24 protein-coding genes and 2 pseudogenes are annotated in these 22,344 nt (G+C 50.5%); 17 read left to right on the plus strand and 9 right to left on the minus strand.

The window, feature by feature from the left end; translation table 11 throughout:
- Positions 1 to 405 precede the first annotated feature (405 nt).
- On the minus strand, positions 406 to 1,785 hold the full coding sequence (gene ygjG / locus ACNQ0W_RS22555; RefSeq protein WP_062933681.1) for a putrescine aminotransferase: 1,380 nt from the start codon (positions 1,783 to 1,785) through the stop codon (positions 406 to 408).
- A gap of 422 nt (positions 1,786 to 2,207) precedes the next feature.
- Between ygjG and ACNQ0W_RS22560 the strand changes: the two genes are divergently transcribed.
- On the plus strand, positions 2,208 to 3,728 hold the full coding sequence (locus tag ACNQ0W_RS22560) for a PAS domain-containing methyl-accepting chemotaxis protein (protein ID WP_062933680.1): 1,521 nt from the start codon (positions 2,208 to 2,210) through the stop codon (positions 3,726 to 3,728).
- A gap of 241 nt (positions 3,729 to 3,969) precedes the next feature.
- The gene (locus ACNQ0W_RS22565; RefSeq protein ID WP_062933679.1) at positions 3,970 to 5,529 is read left to right on the plus strand and encodes a methyl-accepting chemotaxis protein; all 1,560 of its coding nucleotides are present in this window, start codon (positions 3,970 to 3,972) and stop codon (positions 5,527 to 5,529) included.
- On the opposite strand, the gene ACNQ0W_RS22570 is transcribed toward ACNQ0W_RS22565, so the two are convergent.
- Positions 5,526 to 6,020 (minus strand): PadR family transcriptional regulator, encoded by a 495-nt coding sequence (locus ACNQ0W_RS22570; RefSeq protein WP_017382401.1) that lies wholly within the window; start codon positions 6,018 to 6,020, stop codon positions 5,526 to 5,528. The two genes, ACNQ0W_RS22565 and ACNQ0W_RS22570, sit on opposite strands and share 4 nt — an antisense overlap.
- Positions 6,021 to 6,165: 145 nt before the next feature.
- Between ACNQ0W_RS22570 and ACNQ0W_RS22575 the strand changes: the two genes are divergently transcribed.
- Positions 6,166 to 6,930: a siderophore-interacting protein gene (locus tag ACNQ0W_RS22575; protein ID WP_062933678.1), complete on the plus strand. Its 765-nt coding sequence runs from the start codon at positions 6,166 to 6,168 to the stop codon at positions 6,928 to 6,930.
- Here ACNQ0W_RS22575 and ACNQ0W_RS22580 read toward each other — a convergent pair whose 3' ends face one another.
- Complete coding sequence (locus ACNQ0W_RS22580) at positions 6,931 to 8,100, minus strand: DNA repair protein (RefSeq protein ID WP_062933677.1); 1,170 nt, start codon at positions 8,098 to 8,100, stop codon at positions 6,931 to 6,933. It abuts the gene before it with no gap.
- Between the two features lie 341 nt (positions 8,101 to 8,441).
- Positions 8,442 to 8,600 (minus strand): annotated as a pseudogene (locus ACNQ0W_RS22585) (type VI secretion system tube protein Hcp); the annotation flags it as partial.
- 206 nt (positions 8,601 to 8,806) lie between these two features.
- Between ACNQ0W_RS22585 and ACNQ0W_RS22590 the strand changes: the two are divergent.
- Together ACNQ0W_RS22590 and ACNQ0W_RS22595 are read left to right on the plus strand one after the other, a co-directional pair.
- A complete protein-coding gene (locus ACNQ0W_RS22590) occupies positions 8,807 to 9,103 on the plus strand; it encodes a polymorphic toxin type 44 domain-containing protein (RefSeq protein ID WP_232961593.1) in 297 nt (98 codons plus the stop codon).
- Between the two features lie 73 nt (positions 9,104 to 9,176).
- Entirely contained in the window at positions 9,177 to 9,641 is a 465-nt protein-coding gene (locus tag ACNQ0W_RS22595; RefSeq protein WP_062933676.1) for a hypothetical protein, read from the plus strand.
- 613 nt (positions 9,642 to 10,254) lie between these two features.
- Here the strand turns inward: ACNQ0W_RS22595 and ACNQ0W_RS22600 are convergent.
- The 5 genes from ACNQ0W_RS22600 to ACNQ0W_RS22620 all read right to left on the minus strand — a co-directional run bounded on the left by ACNQ0W_RS22600 (position 10,255) and on the right by ACNQ0W_RS22620 (position 14,602).
- Positions 10,255 to 10,827 (minus strand): serine acetyltransferase, encoded by a 573-nt coding sequence (locus ACNQ0W_RS22600; RefSeq protein ID WP_062933674.1) that lies wholly within the window; start codon positions 10,825 to 10,827, stop codon positions 10,255 to 10,257.
- 415 nt (positions 10,828 to 11,242) lie between these two features.
- Positions 11,243 to 12,019, minus strand: a complete 777-nt coding sequence (locus ACNQ0W_RS22605) for a coiled-coil domain-containing protein (protein WP_116329951.1) — start codon at positions 12,017 to 12,019, stop codon at positions 11,243 to 11,245.
- Positions 12,012 to 13,067, minus strand: a complete 1,056-nt coding sequence (locus ACNQ0W_RS22610) for a tyrosine-type recombinase/integrase (protein WP_111975959.1) — start codon at positions 13,065 to 13,067, stop codon at positions 12,012 to 12,014. The genes ACNQ0W_RS22605 and ACNQ0W_RS22610 overlap by 8 nt, the downstream gene beginning before the upstream one ends.
- Positions 13,068 to 13,076: 9 nt before the next feature.
- Positions 13,077 to 13,976 carry an NAD-dependent DNA ligase gene (locus tag ACNQ0W_RS22615; protein ID WP_162875876.1) on the minus strand — a complete coding sequence of 300 codons (900 nt, stop codon included), beginning with the start codon at positions 13,974 to 13,976 and terminating at the stop codon, positions 13,077 to 13,079.
- 11 nt (positions 13,977 to 13,987) lie between these two features.
- The gene (locus ACNQ0W_RS22620; protein WP_116329953.1) at positions 13,988 to 14,602 is read right to left on the minus strand and encodes a phage repressor protein CI; all 615 of its coding nucleotides are present in this window, start codon (positions 14,600 to 14,602) and stop codon (positions 13,988 to 13,990) included.
- Positions 14,603 to 14,702: 100 nt separating this feature from the next.
- Here ACNQ0W_RS22620 and ACNQ0W_RS22625 point away from each other — a divergent pair, with 100 nt between their 5' ends.
- The 12 genes and pseudogenes from ACNQ0W_RS22625 (at position 14,703) to ACNQ0W_RS22680 (ending at position 22,106) form a co-directional block, all read left to right on the plus strand.
- Positions 14,703 to 14,939 (plus strand): hypothetical protein, encoded by a 237-nt coding sequence (locus ACNQ0W_RS22625; protein WP_062856346.1) that lies wholly within the window; start codon positions 14,703 to 14,705, stop codon positions 14,937 to 14,939.
- Positions 14,940 to 14,973: 34 nt separating this feature from the next.
- Complete coding sequence (locus ACNQ0W_RS22630; RefSeq protein ID WP_111975962.1) at positions 14,974 to 15,483, plus strand: phage regulatory CII family protein; 510 nt, start codon at positions 14,974 to 14,976, stop codon at positions 15,481 to 15,483.
- A 7-nt stretch (positions 15,484 to 15,490) separates the two neighbouring features.
- Positions 15,491 to 15,691: a phage filamentation protein Fil family protein gene (locus ACNQ0W_RS22635; RefSeq protein ID WP_111975963.1), complete on the plus strand. Its 201-nt coding sequence runs from the start codon at positions 15,491 to 15,493 to the stop codon at positions 15,689 to 15,691.
- On the plus strand, positions 15,655 to 15,996 hold the full coding sequence (locus ACNQ0W_RS22640; RefSeq protein ID WP_032707289.1) for a DUF5347 domain-containing protein: 342 nt from the start codon (positions 15,655 to 15,657) through the stop codon (positions 15,994 to 15,996). The genes ACNQ0W_RS22635 and ACNQ0W_RS22640 overlap by 37 nt, the downstream gene beginning before the upstream one ends.
- A gap of 67 nt (positions 15,997 to 16,063) precedes the next feature.
- A complete protein-coding gene (locus ACNQ0W_RS22645) occupies positions 16,064 to 16,291 on the plus strand; it encodes a DUF2732 family protein (RefSeq protein WP_039025453.1) in 228 nt (75 codons plus the stop codon).
- Positions 16,291 to 16,518, plus strand: coding sequence for a TraR/DksA family transcriptional regulator (locus ACNQ0W_RS22650; protein WP_048987514.1), 228 nt, complete (start codon positions 16,291 to 16,293; stop codon positions 16,516 to 16,518). Before ACNQ0W_RS22645 ends, ACNQ0W_RS22650 begins: the two co-directional genes overlap by 1 nt.
- Positions 16,515 to 17,372 carry a DNA adenine methylase gene (locus ACNQ0W_RS22655; RefSeq protein WP_116329954.1) on the plus strand — a complete coding sequence of 286 codons (858 nt, stop codon included), beginning with the start codon at positions 16,515 to 16,517 and terminating at the stop codon, positions 17,370 to 17,372. Before ACNQ0W_RS22650 ends, ACNQ0W_RS22655 begins: the two co-directional genes overlap by 4 nt.
- Positions 17,369 to 18,370 (plus strand): DNA cytosine methyltransferase, encoded by a 1,002-nt coding sequence (locus tag ACNQ0W_RS22660; RefSeq protein WP_116329955.1) that lies wholly within the window; start codon positions 17,369 to 17,371, stop codon positions 18,368 to 18,370. Before ACNQ0W_RS22655 ends, ACNQ0W_RS22660 begins: the two co-directional genes overlap by 4 nt.
- Positions 18,363 to 20,666, plus strand: a complete 2,304-nt coding sequence (locus ACNQ0W_RS22665; RefSeq protein WP_180261576.1) for a replication endonuclease — start codon at positions 18,363 to 18,365, stop codon at positions 20,664 to 20,666. The genes ACNQ0W_RS22660 and ACNQ0W_RS22665 overlap by 8 nt, the downstream gene beginning before the upstream one ends.
- Before the next feature lie 151 nt (positions 20,667 to 20,817).
- Positions 20,818 to 21,514 (plus strand): annotated as a pseudogene (locus ACNQ0W_RS22670) (DNA adenine methylase).
- 159 nt (positions 21,515 to 21,673) lie between these two features.
- Positions 21,674 to 21,862 (plus strand): hypothetical protein, encoded by a 189-nt coding sequence (locus ACNQ0W_RS22675; protein ID WP_014884914.1) that lies wholly within the window; start codon positions 21,674 to 21,676, stop codon positions 21,860 to 21,862.
- A 10-nt stretch (positions 21,863 to 21,872) separates the two neighbouring features.
- A complete protein-coding gene (locus tag ACNQ0W_RS22680; protein WP_116329957.1) occupies positions 21,873 to 22,106 on the plus strand; it encodes a DinI family protein in 234 nt (77 codons plus the stop codon).
- The last annotated feature ends 238 nt before the right edge of the window (positions 22,107 to 22,344 follow it).

Here is a 22,344-nt window from a genome sequence, read left to right on the forward strand (position 1 = left end):
AGATCTACACCCGAGGTTAGTCGTCGGCAGCGTCAGATGTGTATAAGAGACAGATTTATTTGTTTGAATGATGCTGCGGGTCGCCAGACGCCTGTTTTTATTTAGTGGTGGGTGTTATTGATATATTTGATGAATGTCATGAGGGTTTTGTTAATAATGCAAGGCGTTACGGTTGTCATTATTCGGACATGCATCAGGAACGCTGCGGCGTTATTATCCGGTTTATTTTACAACTTGATGTTACATCAAGAAATATCACGAAACATTTTAAGTTTATATGACGAACCGTATTAGCACATATGGATGTTATTTCTCAGCCTGACTGCATACAGAAATCCCTGGTATACCCCAGGGATTTCTTTGTATATCACCTTGCAATAGTCTGAATGGCAGAAAAATAAATGTTCAGGCTGGCGTTACGGCAATACGTAATACCGCCAGCGCTTTTCGCGCTGCCTTCAGCACCTGCTCACACTGCTCAATGGTAAGCGTCAACGGTGGCTCAATGCGGATGGTTTTCGAGTTGTTGAGCGTTCCGGCCACCAGTACCCGCTGGCGGAACATCTCGCTCGCGAAGCTATAACCGGTTTCGTTATCAACGAACTCAATCGCCATCAGCATCCCTTTTCCGCGCGCATCCTGTACCAGATCCGGATATTCCCGGCCCAGCTGACGGAAACCGTCCAGCAGCATGTCGCCTTTCTGCTCCGCCTGCGCAGGCAGGTTTTGCTCCAGCAGCACGTTGATGGTCGCCAGCGCCGCCGCGCAGGCCAGCGGGTTACCGCCGAAGGTGGTGGTGTGCAGGAACGGGTTGTCGAACAGCACCGAGAACACCTCCTCAGTGGCGACCGTTGCGCCAATCGGCATCACGCCGCCGCCCAACGCTTTCGCCAGGCACAGAATATCCGGCTGAACGTTCTCGTGTTCGCAGGCGAACATCTTGCCGGTGCGCCCCATCCCGGTCTGCACTTCGTCGAAGATCAGCAGCGCGCCAAACTCATCGCACAGCTGACGCACGGCGGGCAGATAGCCCTGCGGCGGGAGGATCACGCCGCCTTCACCCTGAATCGGCTCCAGGATCACCGCCGCCACGTCGTCGCCGGTTTTACGGCATTCACTTAGCATGGTGCGCATGGCGTTGATATCGCCAAACGGCACGTGGCGGAAGCCCGGCAGCAGCGGCATAAACGGTTTGCGGAAGGTAGATTTAGCGGTCGCCGACAGTGCGCCCAGGGATTTGCCGTGGAACGCGCCGCTGGTGGCGATAAAGGTGAATTTCCCACGCGGCGACTGGTACGCTTTGGCGAGTTTAATCGCCGCTTCGACCGATTCCGTGCCGCTGTTGCTGAAGAAGCTGTATTTCAGCTTGCCGGGCGTTAAGGCTGCCAGCGTCTTCGCGAGCATGGCGCGAAGCGGGTCGAGCAGTTCCTGGCTATGGAGAGGTTGTTTCGCAAGTTGATTCTGTACGGCGGAAACCACAACTGGATTACGGTGCCCCACGTTGAAAATACCAAAACCACCCAGGCAATCAATAAACTCCTGTCCCTGGGTGTCGACAAGCGTATTCAGACTGCCCGCTTGCCACTCTACGGCTCCGTAATCCCCGCCGGCGGTAACAGATTTGCGATACTCCAGAAAACCAGGATTCACATGCTCTTTAAAGTAATCAATGACCTCACGGTTAAGTTGTTTCATCTCCTCATGATCAAGCGTTCGCTTCTCAATGAGATTCAGTGCGTGCGCGGTACAGGCAAGAGCCGAGGCGCTGGAAGGTAACCTGTTCAAAATATGCTCCCGGGGATCGCGTATCACATGATACTGAGTTAATTATTGCAGGGATTACGCCACCTCAGATGCCTTAACAAAAATCGGGATAAACGCCAGGTGAAATCAAATTTGCACAATATTTAATCATGCCATTGCGCGCCGCACGGGATAAGGGATAACGAGCCGGGGATGGGGGGTCGTCAATTGCACTACGCCAGGGCAGGGAATGCGCCTTAAGTGTGCGCCGGGGGATCATGCTTTGTAGGTAGTTTCGTCTCGAAAGTATTTTAAATCAATTAATTAGAAAAACGTACGAAAAGTGCGGTTTAACCGAGATTTGCGATCTCAATCATATTTAACAACTAAAGATAAATTTTTTATCGCCGAAAAAACATAAGCCACAAAATTAACATTCAAATAACCTGCAAGGGATGCTCACTATGTCCTCTCCTGACTATGTCACCCAGAATGAATATCCGCTGGACGATGACACCACGCTTATGTCGACCACCGACCTCCACAGCTACATGACCCACACTAACGACACCTTTGTGCAAGTGAGCGGCTTTACGCTCCAGGAGCTGCTCGGGCAGCCGCACAACATTGTGCGCCATCCGGATATGCCGAAAGCGGCTTTTGCCGACATGTGGTACACGCTGCAAAAGGGCGAACCCTGGAGCGGGATTGTCAAAAACCGACGTAAAAATGGCGATCACTATTGGGTACGCGCCAATGCGGTACCGATGGTGCGTAACGGCCAGATGACGGGCTATATGTCCATTCGTACCCGCGCCACCGAGGACGAGGTCGCCGCGGTGGAGCCGCTTTATAAGGCGCTCAACGAAGGACGCTGCAAAAAACGCATTCATAAAGGGCTGGTGGTGCGCAAAGGCTGGCTCGGTAAATTACCGGCGATGCCGCTGCGCTGGCGCGTGCGCAGCGTGATGGCGATACTTTTCGCGGTGTTGGCCATAACGCTGGTTGCCAGTGCCGCGGGCTGGGCTTCGCTGGTGGCGGCAGCCGTGGTGATGCTGCTTGGCACCCTGGTGTTTGAACAACAGATTGTCCGCCCGGTGGAAAACGTCGCACGGCAGGCGCTCAGGGTCGCTACCGGAGAGCGTAACAGCGTGCAGCATCTTAACCGCAGCGATGAACTGGGGCTGACGCTGCGGGCCGTCGGACAGCTGGGGCTGATGTGCCGCTGGCTGATCAACGACGTCTCCAGCCAGGTGGTGAGCGTGCGCGACGGCAGCGACAGGCTGGCGCAGGGTAATGAAGATCTCAACGACCGCACGCGCCAGACCGTGGCTAACGTGCAGCAGACCGTGGCAACAATGAATCAGATGGCGGCGTCGGTGCAGAGTAACTCTGAGACCGCAGCCGAAGTCGACAAGCTGTCGATGGCTGCCAGCAGCGCGGCCACGCAGGGGGGCACCGTGATGCAGACCGTGGTGAAAACCATGGATGACATTGCCGACAGTACCCAGCGCATTGGCTCTATTACCTCGCTTATCAATGACATCGCCTTCCAGACCAATATTCTGGCGCTGAACGCCGCGGTTGAGGCGGCACGCGCGGGCGAGCAGGGGAAAGGTTTTGCGGTGGTGGCGGGCGAAGTGCGTCATCTTGCCAGCCGCAGCGCGAACGCGGCTAACGATATTCGCAAGCTGATCGACGCCAGCGCCAGCAAAGTGCAGTCGGGCGCCGATCAGGTCCACGCCGCGGGACGTACCATGGATGATATTGTCGGGCAGGTGAAAAATGTCACGCAGCTCATCGCGCAGATCAGCCACGCCACCTCCGAACAGGCGACAGGCCTGACAGAGCTGACCCGTGCCGTGGCAGAGCTGGACAGCATTACGCAGAAAAATGCTGACCTGGTAGAAGAGAGCGCGCAGATTTCCGCGATGGTTAAGCACCGGGCCGGACGTCTTGAAGATGCGGTTACCGTGCTGCATTAAGAAATGCATTCTTCGATAAAGCCGTTTATTCCTCCGGGGTAAACGGCTTTTTTGTTTTACAGAATAAGTCATGTTGTTAATGAAATATTAATTAACTAAAAAAAAGCGCCCGGTTTTTTAATTGTTACGCCCCGAATTCATTGAGAGTGAAAAATAAAAAAACGATCAAAGTCATAAAGTTAGCGCTTTTCCTGTCGATAACAGCGATCGTCTGAGAAATAATCACATCGATGGGGTAAATATGTTCATACATGACGTAAAGATCGGCACGAAATTATTTCTGGCGTTTGGATTATTTATTGTCCTGATGGTCGTCAGCGCAAGCTTGTCTCTGATGAGCCTGAATCGGGCAAACAATGGAATGCAAACCATCCTTACCAGCGACTATCCAACGACGGTAAAAGCGAACCAGTTAATCGACAACTTCCAGGAATTTATCAGCACGCAGCAGCTCATGCTGCTGGACGAGCAGGGGACGTACACGGCGCAATCAGAGCAGCGTCTGAAGGCGATCAGCGAGCGCATCACCGCAATCCTGAGCGAGCTGGACAACGCTCTCAAGGATAAAAAATCCCAACAGGTGCTGGCGGATATCCACGGCGTACGCCAGCAATATCTTGACTCGCGCTACCGCATTTTGCAGGCCGTGCAGAATAACGACCGTGCGGGCGCGATAAACGAGATGATGACCAACACCCTGAACCTGCAACAGTCCTATAAAGCGAAAGTGCAGGCGCTGATTGCGATCCAGGACCATGAAATGCAGAGTGCGGGCGAACAGGTGGAAGGCGATTTCCACACCAATCGTCTGCTGCTGATCCTGATTACGCTTTTCAGCGTCGCGGCAGCCAGCCTGGCTGGCTGGTTCATTGTGCGATCCATTACCCGCCCGCTGAACGATGCGGTGAATTTTGCGGAGGCCATTGCCGATGGCGATCTCACCGGCAGCATTACCTCGCACGGTAAAGATGAAACCGGACTGCTACTCACCGCACTGATGGAGATGAAAACGCGCCTGCTGGAGATTGTGCAGCAGGTGCAAACCGGATCGGAAAACATCTCCAGCGCCGCCGCGCAGATTGTCGCGGGCAACCAGGATCTGGCTGCCCGCACGGAGGAGCAGGCCAGTTCCGTTGAACAGACGGCCACATCGATGGAGCAGATCACCGCCACGGTGAAGAACACCGCGTCCCACACCGGAGAAGCGACGAACCTGTCTGCCGATGCGGCTGCCGTAGTCAAAAACAACGGCGAGATGATGAAGCAGGTCACCAGTAAAATGCGCCTGATTAACGAAACATCGAACAGGATGTCCGACATTATCGACCTGATCGACGCCATTGCCTTCCAGACCAACATTCTGGCGCTGAACGCGGCGGTCGAAGCGGCGCGCGCGGGTGAGCATGGTCGCGGCTTTGCGGTGGTGGCGGGCGAGGTACGCCAGCTCGCGCAGAAAAGTGCAACATCCGCGAGTGAGATCCGCCAGCTGATCGAAAGCTCCACAAGCCAGACGCAGGACGGCATGAACCTTGTGGAGAAGGCCAGCGGGCTTATCAACGGCATGGTCGGCAACGTGGAGGAGATGGACGTAATCCTGCGTGAGATTCGCCAGGCCAGCCATGAACAGACGGAAGGCATCTCGCAGATCAACAGCGCGATTGGCCTGATAGACGCCACCACCCAGCAGAACTCCGCGCTGGTGGAGGAGTCCGTTGCGGCGGCGGCATCCCTTAATGAACAGGCGATGCACCTGAAAGAGCTGGTCCGTGTGTTCCGCGTGAGCGACGGCGCGCTGGCTTAATCCAGCTGGGAGATCTCCAGCGCCGCGCGGTCAATCACGCCGATAATCTGTTTCAACTGCGCGTCGCTGAGTTCTCCCTGATTAACCTTTAGATCCAGAACCGCTTTGAAGTTATCCAGCGCCCGCTTCATCTGCGGGTTTTTGCGCAGCTGAAACCCGACGGAGCGCGCCTTGATACGCGTCTGGATCTGCTCCAGCTGTTCCCGGTTGTCATCCAGCCATTGCTGTCCGGCGGCATTAATCGCAATCCGCTTCCGGCCGTTCTCTTCTTCGGTAATGGTGATAAGCGCCTGATCCTGCAAGTAATCCAGCGTCGGATAGATCACGCCAGGGCTTGGCGTGTAATGTCCCTGCGTCAGGTTTTCGATCTCTTTGATCAGTTCGTAACCATGGCTCGCGTTGCGGGTCAGGATATCCAGGATCACCAGCCGCAGATCGCCATGGCCAAAAAATCGTGGCCGGCGTCCGCCGCCGTCGTGTTCGTGTCGCATGTTTCTTCCTCAATTTGATATATCTAAACTATATCTAAGATATATTCAGATGCAATCTAAAAAATCTTGATTTCTGAGTTAATAGCAATCATTATCATTAAAAATTCATTCCGATATATCGTATTCACCTGAGAAGGGCATCATTATGGCATCTACCCGTTACCCTCAACGTGTCCGCAATGACCTGCGTTTTCGTGAGCTGAACGTGCTGCGCACTGAGCGAGTCAGCGCAGGATTTCAGCGCATTGTGCTAGGCGGCGAGGCGCTGGAGGGCTTTCGCTCTCGCGGCTTTGACGACCATACCAAAGTCTTTTTCCCGGCACCGGGCACCACTTTCGTGCCGCCTGTGGTGACCGATGAAGGCATCGACTGGGGCGACGGCGTGCGTCCGCAGGCGCGTGACTATACCCCGCTGTACGATGACGAAAAACATGAGCTGGCGCTCGATTTCTTCGTTCATGATGGCGGCATTGCCAGCAACTGGGCAGTAGAGGCGAAGGTGGGCGACAAGCTGACCATTGGCGGTCCACGCGGTTCGCTGGTGGTGCCGAAAGATTACGCCTGGCAGCTGTACGTGTGCGACGAGTCGGGCATGCCCGCGCTGCGCCGCCGTTTAGAAGGCATCGCAAAACTGCCTGTTCGCCCGGCGATCCACGCCATCGTCACCGTGGGCGATGCGGCGTACCAGGACTATCTGGCGTACCTGAGCGGGTTCAACATCACCTGGGTTATCGGCCACAACGAGCAGGCGGTGGCCGACCATCTTGCCGCGCTGGACGTGCCGGAAGAGGATTACTTTATCTGGCTGACCGGGGAGGGGAAGGTGGTGAAACGCCTGAGCCGTCAGTTTGAAACCGACGCAATTGACCCACAGCTGGTGCGTGCCAGCGCGTACTGGCACGCCAAATAATCAGGCAGCGGGATCCAGCTGCGCTTCGCTCACCTGATGTACGAGCGAGGCGCATACCTCTTTCAACGCTTTCTCCTGCTGGGCAAAGTAGGCTTCCATATTGCTGAGCGACGAGACGAGCAGCCAGGATTCTTCCTTCTCCAGCTCTGCCAGCTCGTTCACCAGGGTGTCGATTTGCTCACGCACCTGCGCCATCTTTTTGCGAATACGTTCCAGGTCGTTCAGCCTGTCGCTCGCCATCATCGGTTCGAATCCTTGTTGCAGACGGGCGACCAGCGAGCGAATGGCCTTCACGTCGCCGCGCTGTTTGGCCTGGTTGAGTTGTACCATCATCCTGTTGGCTTCCTCTTTTAAATCATCGGCAACCAGATCCGGGTGGCATAGCTTGCTCGCCTGACGCCAGAGCCGCTTCAGCTCGTTCCGATCCTCTTCAGAGAGATCCTTGCCTTTACGCAGGCGCACTTCGGCATCATGATGCTGTTCGCGATACTTCTTGTACTCTTCGTTGGCCTCATCGCGCGCCTGACGTGCTGGCTCTTCTTCACGCGTTAAACCGGTCTCCAGCTCCATCGCTTCGGCCAGCAGGTTGGCAATCAGATTACTTTGCTGCTGAAGATGCTTGCGCGCCTCTGCCGCCTGAACGGAATCCGCAGGCAGATCTCGCCAGCGCCCGGTGAGCGTTGACAGAACCTCTACGGCCTGCGCCATATAGCCCTGGCAGCGGCGGTAATCCTCTTCCCGACGACGCGTCTCCTCCTGCTGACGACGCAGGTTAAGCTCCGCCAGCGTTTTACGCAGGGCGAGGATCTGCTGCATCAACGGCCCGAGGCGGGAGAAATAGAGATCGTTGAACTCATCAAGCTGCTGTACCCGGGCGTTACGACGATCAATCAGATCGCGCAGACGCTCTTCCAGGGCTTTCAGCTCCAGCTTGCTGGCCGCCAGCTGCGGGTCACGCCACGGGGTAACGGCGCGCTGGCTTTGCAGCCAGGCGGTAATAGCGCGAAGGGCTGCGGTGTAATTTTTCTGCTCTAGCGCCGCGACGATGGACAGGAGATCATCGTCAAAGGCTTCCTCTTTGAGACGCTTCAGCTGGCTCCGGATGATGTCGTCATCTTCCAGCTCAATGGCATTTTTAATGATTTCTAGCCGTTTGATCGGTGTGCTCATGATGCCTTTCGCTCTGGCGCTTAAGTATTTGAGTTAAGGTTAGTTGTTGTAAAAGCTACAGGAAATAATACACACGGATGATGATCGGCGCGATGGGGGATTTCTTTAGTTTTTAGGGTTTGTGAAAGAGTGAGAGTTATTGAATCTTCCTTCTGGAACGGGGAGCGCGAGGTTAAATGTGACCATAGAGTTTACTTTTGAATGCGTGAGCCGAGAAACTCGAAAATTTGGGGTTCTGGAGGCGTGCAGCGGCAGCGGTACGCCGCAATAACTGCCAGAGAATGCTTAACAGCATTAAGCATGATTAAAATATCCCAAATGTATAAGAAGTGCGGAGAGCCGGAACCGGTTATCTTGCCGGTGTTGTTATCGGTCGGAACTAACAAGCCGTGACTAAAAGAGAGGATCTCTATACTACCTTCTCTATTTTGAACATCCACAGATCCCTTAATCGGGTGGCCGCCATCATCCTTAAGCCATAGATAAGCAGGAATAGCCATTTTTAAAACTCCATTTCCAATGAGGGTAAAACCTCATTAATGGCTAAAAACGGATCGCAGGTGATACAAATTGTGTTATAGGTTCGTGTTATTTAATTTCGTTACTTATTGATGTTGAAAATAAAATTAATAAATTGATCTTCAGCAGTACGCATTACCGTTATAGCTCTTATGTTGCCCTTTTTGCCTGGCAAAAAGGAAGAACGATGGCATGTATACCGATTTATCCACCCCGCGGGCTGGAGATATTGCGCGAACACATAAGGCTCGCGCGGGCGCGTCACGAAGTCCAGGATATGGCCGCCCCGCTTACGTATACGTGGTTTTATGAGCGAGTAAGAAACGGCGGGCCGTGGGATTACAAACAACAAAAACGGGCTTATGCTGACTTCGGGAATTTCCATTACGGCGCTGTGGGTTATGCAGCGTGCATCCCTGCAAAGATTTTGCTTATTGCTGCCGGCGCGGCGCAGTGGAAAGCCGGCACATCAAGACCCGAGTAGGGTAATTTCACGGGGACCCCGCCGTTTGGTGATGATCCGATTGACCAATTTTGGATAAGGCAAGGCATCGACTATGTTAAACAGCATCACTTTTAGGACGCTGCACTGGATCGCCACTATTCTTATGGCCCTGGCGGTCGCGGGGTACTGTTATTTTCAACATATACAGCGTTTAACTGTTAGTGATCGGCTATATCAAGTTCGCCAGCTCACGCCCCGCACCTGGTTATACATTACTGAGTATGACGGCTCGAACATGACCACCGGGGAAGTGTATCGTTATTTTTTAGCGAGTAAGATTGACGGCGATCCGCTGGTGGCTCTCGAAAAACAACATATCGCGCCCACGCTTACAGCGAATACCGCCCGCGCAAAAGTTGACGGCATAGGCAACAATATCTCATTTACTGTTTACGGCACCGTGTACAGCTTTACAACGTCCGCATTTTTTTATGATGCTGAGGGAATAGCGGCCGCGCCGTCAATTGACTTAACGGCCCGCGGCGAGAGCTGGGACAAGGGGAAATTTAGTCGATAGATAAATAACCCCTTGCGGTCGGGTCAATGATCCGATGAGCCGCGTGTAAGTTTTCACGGCGTACCCGTGCGATATTGGGAAACAGCTGCATCCACCGGGCAAAGGTCTGCCCCACATCAGCCAGGCGATTCAGCAGCGGATACGCGCTATCAGCGGCGCTCTGGCGCGTTCAGCCTTTTCGCACACTCAGAGCCACCCTTAAAACAGATCGTGCGCACAGCAGGGCGCTGGCGCGTCACAGCATGACCAAAAAAATCTTTCGCAGACCAAAATCGCTCTACACCGCACCCGCCTGCGGTTTTTGGATCATCAAATTTTTTCAGTTTTATTTTTCTACAAACCAGACTGCCAGACCTCGCCAGTGCTGGCGGCTTTGCGGAAAACCAGAACTGAAAAGATTGAAAAGAATTTCAGTGTTTTTCACTTTTATGGATCTGCGGAGGATCTAATGAAATTTGTAACTATCAGATAATTAATGATATTTAGGTTTTATGAGAAAAAAGATCAAAATTTAGGAGGCGAGAAGTTCAGGGAAAACCCGCACGGTGAGAGCTGGCGCGGGTTTGGGGGCAGGAAATCACTTAAAAAACTGAAACGTGTAGCAGTGCCTGTTTCATGCTGCATGTAATTTGTTAGGTATGACATGCAAAGTTTTTTCGCTATAGACAGTGGTGTTGCTGGGAATGTCTTTGTTCACAAATGACATAGCGCCGATTACAACGTTGTCACCGATGCGAATCTTATCTGCGATGATGTAGGAACCCGCGCCAATGCTGACATTGTTGCCAATAACAATGGATATCGGCTCTTTATGGACATTCGCACCGGTAATGCCAACCGTTATGTTCTGCCTGATACGCAAAGAGTGTCCGATGACAGCGGAGCCGTTTATCACTATCCCTTGATGGTGGGAAATCACCATTCCGGGTCCGATGTGTGCGCCCAACTGAATATCAGTTCCATATTTGAAAATGAGGTTTCTGTTTATCTTAGTAGCTCGTTTTTTCAGGAAGTTACTGTCTGAATGATGCCAGTATGAAGCAATGCGCCACCAGAAGTGGAAACGGCGATTAGGGCATTTGATAGCTTTATGCAGCACCCCGAACCACGAAAACTTCTTAGAACTCATCATTACTTCCTGGCGTAAGCATTCACGTAAATGATTTGCTCTGGCTTGTTTATCCATTACTTATCTTTCCCTTTCATTTGTCGCGGGAATTTAAAGTCAAAAGTCTATGGAAAGCAACTTTTTGGCCTATTAGTCATGTGTAAAGGGCTTTATCAAAACCTTGATGAGCGGGAGACTCTCTTACTTTCGTGCGACACTCATGTATTGAGTAACAAAAAAGCCACTCAATCGAGTGGCTTAACTGGATGATTCTAAAGCTAAAATTTGGTGGCCCCTGCTGGACTTGAACCAGCGACCAAGCGATTATGAGTCCCAATCTTAACGCTTATAAAACAATAATTTACTTTATTTTCAACGGGTTGAGGTTAAGAATAGTAAACAATATTGTCGTATACTAAATAGATCTGCTGCCATTTTGCTGCCATCATTTTTGAAATTTTCCTCATTTTTAATATTAACAAAATGAACCTTGTTAGTTTACAGTACGGTTTGCAATGTCTTCTAGAGCTTTGGACATGAGTTTTTCCTTAGCAAAAATAAATCTCATTTCTAGCTCTATTTTTTTATTGTCTGCTGCTGATTTCTTTCTAATGCAATCATAATCAATGTTAATTTTTTCAAATCTGTCTTCATATTCCTTTTTCGTTTTGTTAATTTCGCATTCTTTTTCAATGGAGTCCTTCTCAAGTGATAAGGATTTTAACTTACTATCGAGCTCGTTTTTTTGCTCTTTATAGCTGGATATAAGTTTAGGGGCTATAAGAGAAATGCTGCTTTTTAATTTTTTAATGTCATTGTTGTTAAGTTCTCTTAGTTCCGCAGATTCTGAGGTTTTAATAAAGCAATTAGTTAATGATTGTATTTCCCAGCTCTTTTCATAACATTGGGAATAAGCCAAGTTTATGAATTGAGATAGTAAATGCACTCTCAATTCAGAATATTGTTTGGAATACTTTCCTTGCATGGCTCGGAGATTTGTTTTGGCTTGCGCAGCATCATCTTTTGCCTTGTTAATCTCACTGGATAATGATTCTAGTTCACTAGCTCTTTCTTCCAATTTTTTATTTATAGCTGCTATCTGTTTGTCTTTTTTCTCTATTTCCAAAGTTTTTTTTGCGATTTCCTCATCTAACAGAGACTTTTGATAAACAGGTAACACTGTGTAAAAATAACCAAAAACGGCTAATATTAAAACGCCTAGTTGTGATAAATTAGCTATTCTTGCGAACCATGTGTCAATTTTAGACATGTATTTTAGCCTCCTCATCTAAAGATTCTAATTTTTTTAAATCAGATAATGGGTTTAGCGAAACAGCTTCGAACAAATGTTCTGGAGCTAAATGTGAATAGCGCATAGTAACTTTTATATCTGTATGCCCTAAAATTCGCTGAAGTACAAGAATATTACCCCCTTTCATCATAAAATGGCTTGCAAAAGTATGTCTTAGTACATGTGATAGCTGCCCATCAGGTAGTTCAATCCCCGCACGTTTAATGGCTCCTCGAAATGCAGAATAGCATCTAGTAAAAATCGGTTTTGACGTTCTTACTTTTGGGAGAATATCGTAAAGTTCATCACTGATTGGAACAGCGCGGTTTTTCTTGCCCTTGGTTTTAATATAAGTGATTTTGCCGGGGCTGATTTGCTTACCTGTAAGTGACTCCGCCTCGCCCCATCGTGCGCCGGTTGCAAGGCATATTTTGACGATGGTTACTAAATCTACCGCTTTACTTTTCTCACACTCTTCCAGCAGTTGCTTGACTTCTTCGACTGTTAGCCAGGCCAGCTCTGCCTCATCAATTTTAAATTCCCGGACGTTTTCAAGCGGATTGGGCGCACTCCAGTCATCCAGCCTTTTCAGTTCGTTGAACATGGCACGGAAATACGCCAGCTCAAGATTAACGGTGCGGGGTGTCACTGCTTTTACCCGATCAGAACGTGTAATTTTCCCGCTTAAACGTTGTTCACGGTAGGTTGCAAAAAGCTTGGCGTTAAATTCAGTTGCAAGAGGGTTGCCCATGGCGAAACAGGCAAACTCCATCGCCCCCTTACGCTTGAGGCCATCAGAGAGTGTAACTCCATGAGCATTGAACCAAGTTTCAACAAGGTCTGTAACCCGTCGCTTATCTGCTTTCTCTCCTAACCAAGGCTTATCCTGTGCTTGATCCTTAATGTGGCGTTCAAAGGCCATAGCTTCCCCTTTGGTGGCGAATTGGCGACGAATACGCCGCCCATCTCTACCGTTGGGGAAGACCTGAGCCTGCCACTTTCCATTGCTTAATTTGCTTACTGCCATTCTGCAGGCCTATTGAGATATAGAATTATTATCACGCATTAAGGTTTGCCAGTGTTCTTCACTGAGGATCTTGAGCGGAACTCCTTTATTGTCACGATAATCAATTGCCTGTTCTATCTTCCTTCCGAAGCTTTGAAATTTCCAATCCTTAGAGCTGAGGGCGCCAATAATTAGATAGTCCAAATCTTGAGTAACACGATCAACAATTTGGCAGCCAAGCTTTAAAAGGTCACTTTCACATTGTCTACGGGAGCCACATAGAAACTTACCAGTGAGACAGACTTTACTATTTGTAGAGTTAAACTCATCAATTAGGTCAACAGGCGATGTTGTGGAATACCCATCTACAATACCCTCAGAAATATTTGAGCCAGTGAAAGCAGTAATTTCTTGTAATAATTTGGTGCGTTCTTCATCTGTTATCACTCCATCACTCAGGATTGATTGAACCAGTTCGTAAAGATGTTTACCGGGATAGTTGCTTTTTAAAGCTGCATTTGTCGATAAGAACCAATTTAAATAGCGGATTTCTTCATCGCTTAAATGATAGTCGGAAGCAAGCCCCTTACAGAGACCTTCTAACAAGTGCTTGTCAGAATCTGCGGAGTAAAGGTCTATGTTAGGAGTGTCCATCAATCCGCGCTGCATTTCATGGAGCAGGTCTTTCAGCTCATCCAGTTCAGCCTTTTCAACCACACCATCAGAAAGAATTTCACTGATCTTTTCTCTAATGCAATTTACGAAATAGTTTTGAGAAAGAACGTCTGATTCCATGAGCCATGTATCTAGGAATATCATTTCTTTTTCGCTTAAATTTCCATCACAGGTCATTCCCTCAATCACGTTGATTAAGTTAGCAATGGCTTTATCTCTATTTTGTGTGTAGTTGAAAGCGCTAAATTGAGTCATACCAATATTCCTTATTCAGTAAACGTTATTTTGCTAATCACTCTGCCGTTGGTCTTAATATCCGATGGTGTGCATTCAAAGGATGCGGGGCCGTTCTCAACGCGTAAGCGTCCGCCAGGAAGACGATAAACTTGTCTGATACTCATAAAGCCATCGATTTCAATCAACCAGACTCCATCGTTGATTTCTCCCCTGAACTCGTCCACTAGATAGAAGGAATTTTCAAACTTCACAATGAATGGTGACGATGCGTCTTGAGGGATGAGGCGAGAATCGTAACGAACTTGCTCAGTAGAGGAGATAATCCCATTTGAGATTTCTTTTAATTGCAAAGGCAATCCGCTATCACTGTCCGCTTTTGTCATGGGGGAGCCTTGCCCGGTGGTAAGCCAAAGCATAGATGCACCCGTATCAAGATGGCATGCAATTAGCCAGTCATGAGGAAAAGTATCACGCATCCAGCGGTTTGCCATTGTGCTCTGAGATACCCCGAGGTGATCGCACAATGCCTGTCTGGTACTGAATCCATAGGCTTTAAGGATGCGGGTTATCGCCTCCTTTCCACCACTTTGTGATGGGAAGTTGTATTTTGAGATCGCTTGTGGGGTCTCTTTTGTGTTTGACATATTTGAAATGCGATCCTATCATCGGTTTTGTGGTGTTCGGAATGATTGCGAATAGTTCCGAATAGTGAAGTTTTAAACACAAACTGAGGAATAGTGCATCATGAAAAGTAATTTTTCAATGCGCCCCAGCATCAATCTCGTGGTATCTGAGCCATTCATCACACTGGATGAGTTTTGTCGGCGTACTGGTTACAAACCTAGTTATGCCCGTCAAATGATCCGGGAGAACCGCCTGCCCATCAGGAAAAAAGCCGGAGTAAACAGCCTTATCGAAATCAACATGTTCGCATTGACGATGGAAGCGGCCCAAGGCTGCGAAGTCACAATGCAAGCCTGATAGTTCCATTTTGGGATAAGAAAGGATTTAGAACATGTTTGATTATCGCGTTTCCAAACATCCTCACTTTGATGAAGCCTGCCGCGCTTTCGCACAGCGTCACAATATGGCGAAGCTGGCAGACCGCGCAGGCATGAATGTCCAGACGCTGCGCAACAAACTGAACCCGGAGCAACCGCATCAACTTACGGCGCCAGAAATTTGGATGCTTACCGATATTACAGAGGATTCAACACTCGTTGACGGTTTCCTGGCTCAAATCCATTGCCTGCCATGTGTGCCGCTGAACGAAGTAGCCAGTGAGAAAATGCCTCATTACGTTTTGAATGCTACAGCAGAGATCGGTCGCGTTGCAGCAAGCGCTGTTTCTGGCGAACACCAGACAACAACGGAACGCCGCCAGGTTATCGAAAGCATCAATTCTGTTACTCGTTTGATGGCACTAACAGCTGTTTCCCTGCACGCGCGCCTACAGTACAACCCGGCAATGGCAAGTGCTGTTGATACTGTGACGGGCCTCAGCGCTTCGTTTGGTCTGATCTGAGGTGCTTATGCTGAATAAAGAACCTTCATTCGCTTCGCTGCTGGTAAAGCAAAGCCCGGCAATGCACTACAGCCATGGCTGGATTATCGGGAAAGATGGCAAGCGCTGGCACCCGTCCCGCTCTCAGGAAGAACTACTGGCAGGGCTGACCACTACCAAACAGGTGAAACCATGGCTATTGAAGGTACTTCTGCGACTGTTCCACTAAGCCCGGGTCAACGGCTTGAAGGACTGAACCATATAGCTGAATTAAGGGCGAGTGTGTTTGGTCTGAATATTGAGCCAGAGCTTGAAAGGTTCATTAAAGATATGCGTGACCGTCGCGATATAAACCATAAACAAAATGAGCGCGCACTGGCTGCCATATTCTTTATGGCAAAAATTCCGGCAGAACGTCACGGCGTCAATATTAGTGATCTGACTACTGACGAAAAGCGGGAACTGGTTAAAGCAATGAATCATTTTCGTGCAGTGGTGAGCTTATTTCCCAAGCGGCTAACCATGCCGAATTAACCCACAACAGAAATTAATGGCGTAAACCCGCCGGGCATTCTTTTGCCCAAATTCAGGAGAGAGAACAATGCAGAAAGAATTACGAAAAATGTTTGTAGCCGAAACCGATTCGCTTATGGCTGTGATCGATATTGCCAAACGTGAGGAGCGCAAAGGCCGCGCGCTCGCAGTTTCAATCCGCCTTGAGGCGCTGGCAACCCACATCACCAACAAAGGGTTAAACGGTGTTGAAGCAGCTGAACTTCTGCGCTGCGAAGCAACCCGCTACGAAAACGAATCTCAGGAGCTCCACTAATGGCTGACTCTATGGACCTCGTACAACAGCGCGTTGAAGAAGAACGCCAGCGCCACATCCACACTGCCCGCAACAGAGCGCCGGGCGTTTCCCGTGTGCTTTGCATCGAATGCGATGCGCCGATCCCTCCAGCTCGCCGCCGCGCTATTCCGGGCGTGCAGTGCTGTGTGACCTGTCAGGAAATCGCAGAGCTTAAAGGCAAGCACTACAACGGAGGCGTTGTATGAGCACTATCCTGAAATGGGCGGGAAACAAAACCGCCATCATGTCCGAACTCAAAAAGCACCTCCCAGATGGCCCTCGACTGGTTGAACCTTTCGCAGGTTCCTGCGCTGTGATGATGGCAACAGACTATCCTCATTATCTTGTCGCAGATATCAATCCAGATTTAATCAATCTGTATCGTACTATTGCAGAAGACACAGAAAACTTTATTAATCTTGCTAAGGCGGTTTTTGAAAGTTTTATTGTCGCTGAAAATTATTATCGTGTGCGTGAAGCTTTTAACCACGATCCGCAATTAGACCGACTGCACCGTGCCGTTTATTTTCTTTATCTAAACCGCCATTGTTATCGTGGGTTATGCCGCTACAACCTAAGCGGTGTATTCAACGTCCCTTTCGGTAATTATAAAAAGCCGTATTTCCCTGAGAGTGAAATCCGCGCATTTGCTGAGAAAGCGAAGCGAGCCACCTTTGTTTGCGCTAACTACGAAGAAACGTTGTCTTTGTTGCAGACGGGCGATGTGATTTATTGCGACCCTCCTTATGACGGGACTTTTAGTAATTACCACACTGCCGGTTTTACAGAGGACGATCAGTATCGCCTGGCATCTATTCTTGAACGCCGCTCGTCAGAAGGCCATCCGGTCATCGTTTCAAACAGTGACACCACACTTACTCGCTCCCTTTATCGGAATTTCACCCATCACCGCCTTACCGCAAACCGCAGTATGGGCGTTGCGGCTGGTGAAGGTAAGTCTGCCGTGGAAATCATTGCTACCTCAAAATCGTGTCACTGGCTTGGATTTGATCCTGCAACCGGTCCTGACTGCAGCGTGAAGTATGAGGTGCAGGCGTGAGGGCGTGGGCTTATTACAACGAGATAGATCCCTTCGCAGCTGAGCAGTTGCGTGTCCATATGGCCGCCGGTCGCATTATGCCGGGGGTAGTTGATGAAAGGAGTATTGAAGATGTCAGACCCGACGATTTACGAGGCTTTACTCAGGTCAATTTCTTCGCAGGGATTGGTGTTTGGTCATATGCCCTGCGCCGTGCTGGCTGGCCGGACGAGCGACCAGCATGGACAGGCTCCTGCCCATGCCAACCTTTCAGCGCGGCAGGCAAAGGAAAAGGGTTTGATGACGAGCGGCACTTATGGCCCTCCATGCATTGGCTGGTCGGGCAGCGCCGCCCTGTCGTCGTCTTTGGCGAACAATCTGCAAGCTCTGACGCGAATGACTGGATCGACCTTGTACAAGCTGACGTGGAAGCGTTGGGCTATGCCTTCGGGGCGTGCGCGTTTCCGGCTGCGAGCGTCGGTGCGCCGAATATCAGAGACCGAGCTTATTGGGTGGCCCACACCAACAGCGAATGCCTGGAAACATCCGAGCAATTCGGGACGTCAGGGTGGGTTAAACCTGCAGACAGCGGCGCAGCTTTCGGGCTGGACTACTCCGAGCGCGAGCGACAGCAGGCGGGGAGGGCAGGGGATTACCGCGGGAATGTCCGGCAGCAGCCTTGCGCAGCTGGTCAAGATGGCTGGTTGGCCCACGACAACGGCGAGCGATCACAAGGGGGGATATCCTGGGGGGCGGATTCGCAATGTGAAAATCTCGATAGACCGTCTGGACGTAGTAGCACAGATAGCAGGCCCGGTCCGGTTAACGGTTTCTGGAGAGATGCTGACTGGCTGTTGTGCAGAGATGGAAAGTGGCGGCCAGTTAAACCCAGCCTTAAGCCTCTGGTTAATGGGGCTGCCTCCAGAGTGGGACGAATTCGAACTTACGGAAATGCCCTAAACGCTGAGGCCGCAACGGCGTTTGTCCGTGCTTACTTGATGGGGTGTCAGAATGTCTGACACCGTTTTCCAATACGCATGGAATGTTCCGCGTCCTGCAATCGGCGGTTTTAAGCAAGCCGATGCGGCGCCGGGGATCATGTATCTGACGCCGGACGGCAATCGCAAGCGTTTGTCGATTGCCGAACTGGCAGAAACGGATGAAGCACCAGACCGGGGCCGGGCGGTTCGTCGTCGCCTGGCTTCGCTGCCTCATTTTGTCCGTCGTATGTATGCTCAAAAACTTGAACAGGTAGACCGTAAAGGCAAACAAGCGACTGATGCCTGGCTAATCAATACCTTTGAGCGATTCGTTCTGAGTCGTATAGATCAGGTCAACGAGCAGTATCTGCCGCAGGGGGTTATGCCTGCGGCTTTGTTGCCTCTGCGTGAACAATTCTGGCGCCTGCTTTGGGCTGGAAAAAAAGAGCTGAAACGGCTGGCGCATAACCTTGCTGATCTGTTGGGTAGCGAGTTTAACCGCGAGTTTGATTTCCAGATGGCCCGCACTTCCGATCCCCATTTCGCCACCCTGTCAGGTTATGGCCGCATGGGGTTTCTTGCCAATCACCTCAAAACACCGGTCCCGTGCTGGACGGACTACTGCAAAGAAGAACTGGAGGCGGAAGACGCACTGAAAGCAGTGGCCCGCCTGCAGTCTCCGCAGTGGTGGCTTAATCGTCTGCGTCGTATGCACGCTCGCTGGCGTGAACATCTGATGGTTGCGGCTGGATACGTACACAAGAAATCAGCACCGTACTGCAGTGATCCATGCCTGCAGGAGTGGACGGCTCAAAAGAAAGCCAACCGCGAATTTCTGAAAGCGATGGAGCTGGAAGATGAGGACACCGGAGAACGTGTATCGCTGATTGATAAAGTGGCCGGCAGCGTTGCCAACCCAGCTAACCGTCGTCGTGAGCTGATGGCGCGCATGCGTGGTTTCGAAGATTTAGCGGATGAGGCCGGGCTGGCCGGGGCGTTCTTCACGCTTACCGCTCCATCCAAATATCACTCAATGCAGTACGACGGGCGCCGGAACAACAAATACAGCGGCGCGTCACCGCGTGAAACGCAGAAATATCTTTGCAAAGTATGGGCGCGCACGCGTGCGGCCTGGCTGCGCAATGGCATTCGCGTGTTTGGCTTTCGCGTTGTTGAGCCTCACCACGACGAAACCCCGCACTGGCACCTCCTGCTTTTCATGCGCCCGGAGCATATCGAACCGGCAACAGCAATCTTTCGTAAGCACGCCATGCGTGAGGATGGGAATGAGCCTGGCGCCGCTGAAAACCGCTTCGAAATGAAACCCATCGAGAAAGAGAAGGGCAGCGCAACGGGCTATATCGCCAAATACATTTCAAAAAATATTGATGGCTATCAGCTTGATGATGATCTGGATGATGAAACCGGCAAGCCTCTGAAAGAAATGGCCCGCCGCGTAAGTGCCTGGGCGTCTCGTTGGGCGATCCGTCAGTTCCAGCAAATAGGCGGCGCACCGGTAACTGTGTGGCGTGAATTACGTCGCCTCGGTGATCGTGAGCTGGTCCTGCACCCCGAAATTGAGCCAGTGCGTCAGGCTGCCGACAGCAGCGCGTGGGATTTGTACGTGAGTGCGCAGGGGGGGCCGCTGGTTCCCCGTGATCTCCTGCGCGTGCGCCTCAGCTATGAAGTCACTGAAAACGGCAACCTCTACGGGGATGACGTCTCCAAAATTTCCGGCGTTTATTCCCCGATCCGTGGGCCGGAATCGCTGATTCATACGCGCACTACCAAATACAAAATCGTGCCGAAACGTCAGGCCGACGGCGTTTCAGGTTTTGACCTTGATTTTTCAGGCGGCCCCGCCGCCCCTCGGAGTTCTGTCAATAACTGTACGCGGGAGCCGCGGGAGGTTGAAAAACGCGCCGATCTTGGCGGCACGGTCATTAATGACTGTGCCAGCTGGGCGGATATTGGCTCTTTATCCCGGAAAGAAAAACGGGTGATAGCGCAGCGGCTGAGCGACGCGGCAAGGGTAACTAACAAGCGCGTCAAAGTGAGGCCAAAAGCCAGCCCTATGACGGAGCAGGAAAAGCAAATTAGTGAGCTGCTGTCTCTGCGTGGTGTGGATGCCAGTGCCGGAATGGTCCGTTCGTTGATTTCTGGCGCGGTGGTTGCCTTTGGCGATCAGGTGTTAACGGTTGAAGAAGGGCGCCTTACTGTCCGAAACCGTACTGCGGCAGGTGTTCAACGTCTGCCGTCCCAGATTGTGGAGATTAAACAGCAGGCGGATGACCTTTTGAACCGAATGAAGCGTGCATTTTCAGCGCGTGAATAGCCCGTGATCAACATGGTCAGGTCTGACGGTGTGGTACCGCGTTCCGGCATTCACCGTCAGAAATGACAGTGCTGGCCATTCATCGAGTAACGTCATTTTTGACTGTGCTGCAGGTGAAGTAAAACAAAATCAGGAGTTGAGGAAAACATACATGACCTATCTGGGAAGCAAGGCCGCAAGCGGTGTTTTTCAAAAGATTATTGCGGAAATGCCGCCGCATGATACCTACATTGAGACGCACCTGGGCAGTGGCGCTGTCATGTTGCGTAAGCCACCGACCCGCCGCAATTGGGGTATTGATATTGATCTCCTGACGGTTGAGGCGTTCTGCCAGGGCAATGCTGATTTCCTTGATGCCGTGGGCGATAGCCTTTTTATCGATGTTGTCGATGCGGTGCAGTTTTTAAGGGACTTCGATTTTTCCTCCGCCGGTCGTGTGCTGGTTTACGCAGACCCTCCCTATCTGCATGAAACGCGCACCAGTGCCGCGCGTTATCGCAATGAATATACCGTTGCCGATCATGAGCGGCTGCTGGCCTGCCTTAAAAGCCTGCCAAAAAAATGCCAGTGTGATTTTGTCCGGCTACCCATCAGCGCTTTATGACGAACTGTTAACGGGCTGGCGTCAGAAAGAATTTCAGGCCATGACGCGCGGCGGTGTGCGCACAGAGAAAATCTGGATGAATTACCCGGAAGGGCGAGCCTACTCGCACACCTTTGCGGGTAAGGATTACAACGACAGGGAGCGCATTAAACGCAAGGCGAAGCGCTGGCGCGAAAAGTTCGCAGCTCTGGCCCATGCTGAGCGACTGGCAATAATGACGGCGCTGAGTGAAGTTAATGATTAACCTCAGTAAACAGACTCATCTGATTGATTGTTAAAAAATATTTTACAACCTCAAAATCCTCATATACTGTATATATAAACAGTGTATATGCATACAGTTGTCGGTATCTCTTCCTGGGGATGCTGGCTGGTTTATCCCGTAGTGAGGATAGGAGGGAAAATGCAGGACTATCTTTTGGAGTCGTTGAAACTCCAGCGTATTGATTTCTTTATCAAGCTTGTAGCGGCTAGTGAGTGTAGCGAAGAAGAGAAACGCCTTGCGATCCAGTGGGTGTCGGAACTAACGGACGAGCTGATGGCGAAAATTCGTAACCATGATTACGGCCAGGCAATGGACGTTATCAACTAAAGGGGGCTTTATGCGCATTGAAATAATGATCGATAAAGAGCAGAAGATAAGCCAGGCAACACTGGAAGCCCTTGAATCTGAGCTTTACAGAAATTTGCGCCCTCTTTATCCAAAAACGGCAATCCGCATACGTAAGGGAAGCGCTAACGGCCTGGAGTTGAGCGGCTTAAAACTGGACGAAGACAAAAAGCAGGTGATGGAAATTATGCAGCAGGTTTGGGAAGACGACAGCTGGTTGCATTAAGAAACGTTGCTGGCGTCAGGATTTTATTCTGATGTCAGCAAGGTTGAACAACGAGAGTAACGAGGCGTTAGGCAATAAATTTTGAAATCTAAAGCGGTCCTCTATTCTTAGAGTTGAAGAATATTTTTAATTCTCATAACGGATTCTTCGAAAGTATTGGCTATGTGATATATGTTTTTTTTGTTGATTCGATTAATCCATGATTCGGTTGCTTCTTTATCTCTATCAATTATATAAA

It is taken from the genome of Enterobacter cloacae complex sp. 6730903, assembly GCF_048283985.1.
Lineage (GTDB): Bacteria > Pseudomonadota > Gammaproteobacteria > Enterobacterales > Enterobacteriaceae > Enterobacter > Enterobacter hormaechei_C.

Coding starts and splice junctions, on each gene's coding strand:
- ACNQ0W_RS22560 (WP_062933680.1), top strand. CDS start 2,208: ATGTCCTCTCCTGACTATGTCACCCAGAATGAATATCCGCTGGACGAT.
- ACNQ0W_RS22565 (WP_062933679.1), top strand. CDS start 3,970: ATGTTCATACATGACGTAAAGATCGGCACGAAATTATTTCTGGCGTTT.
- ACNQ0W_RS22570 (WP_017382401.1), bottom strand. CDS start 6,020: ATGCGACACGAACACGACGGCGGCGGACGCCGGCCACGATTTTTTGGC.
- ACNQ0W_RS22575 (WP_062933678.1), top strand. CDS start 6,166: ATGGCATCTACCCGTTACCCTCAACGTGTCCGCAATGACCTGCGTTTT.
- ACNQ0W_RS22580 (WP_062933677.1), bottom strand. CDS start 8,100: ATGAGCACACCGATCAAACGGCTAGAAATCATTAAAAATGCCATTGAG.
- ACNQ0W_RS22590 (WP_232961593.1), top strand. CDS start 8,807: ATGGCATGTATACCGATTTATCCACCCCGCGGGCTGGAGATATTGCGC.
- ACNQ0W_RS22595 (WP_062933676.1), top strand. CDS start 9,177: ATGTTAAACAGCATCACTTTTAGGACGCTGCACTGGATCGCCACTATT.
- ACNQ0W_RS22600 (WP_062933674.1), bottom strand. CDS start 10,827: ATGGATAAACAAGCCAGAGCAAATCATTTACGTGAATGCTTACGCCAG.
- ACNQ0W_RS22605 (WP_116329951.1), bottom strand. CDS start 12,019: ATGTCTAAAATTGACACATGGTTCGCAAGAATAGCTAATTTATCACAA.
- ACNQ0W_RS22610 (WP_111975959.1), bottom strand. CDS start 13,067: ATGGCAGTAAGCAAATTAAGCAATGGAAAGTGGCAGGCTCAGGTCTTC.
- ACNQ0W_RS22615 (WP_162875876.1), bottom strand. CDS start 13,976: ATGACTCAATTTAGCGCTTTCAACTACACACAAAATAGAGATAAAGCC.
- ACNQ0W_RS22620 (WP_116329953.1), bottom strand. CDS start 14,602: ATGTCAAACACAAAAGAGACCCCACAAGCGATCTCAAAATACAACTTC.
- ACNQ0W_RS22625 (WP_062856346.1), top strand. CDS start 14,703: ATGAAAAGTAATTTTTCAATGCGCCCCAGCATCAATCTCGTGGTATCT.
- ACNQ0W_RS22630 (WP_111975962.1), top strand. CDS start 14,974: ATGTTTGATTATCGCGTTTCCAAACATCCTCACTTTGATGAAGCCTGC.
- ACNQ0W_RS22635 (WP_111975963.1), top strand. CDS start 15,491: ATGCTGAATAAAGAACCTTCATTCGCTTCGCTGCTGGTAAAGCAAAGC.
- ACNQ0W_RS22640 (WP_032707289.1), top strand. CDS start 15,655: ATGGCTATTGAAGGTACTTCTGCGACTGTTCCACTAAGCCCGGGTCAA.
- ACNQ0W_RS22645 (WP_039025453.1), top strand. CDS start 16,064: ATGCAGAAAGAATTACGAAAAATGTTTGTAGCCGAAACCGATTCGCTT.
- ACNQ0W_RS22650 (WP_048987514.1), top strand. CDS start 16,291: ATGGCTGACTCTATGGACCTCGTACAACAGCGCGTTGAAGAAGAACGC.
- ACNQ0W_RS22655 (WP_116329954.1), top strand. CDS start 16,515: ATGAGCACTATCCTGAAATGGGCGGGAAACAAAACCGCCATCATGTCC.
- ACNQ0W_RS22665 (WP_180261576.1), top strand. CDS start 18,363: ATGTCTGACACCGTTTTCCAATACGCATGGAATGTTCCGCGTCCTGCA.
- ACNQ0W_RS22675 (WP_014884914.1), top strand. CDS start 21,674: ATGCAGGACTATCTTTTGGAGTCGTTGAAACTCCAGCGTATTGATTTC.
- ACNQ0W_RS22680 (WP_116329957.1), top strand. CDS start 21,873: ATGCGCATTGAAATAATGATCGATAAAGAGCAGAAGATAAGCCAGGCA.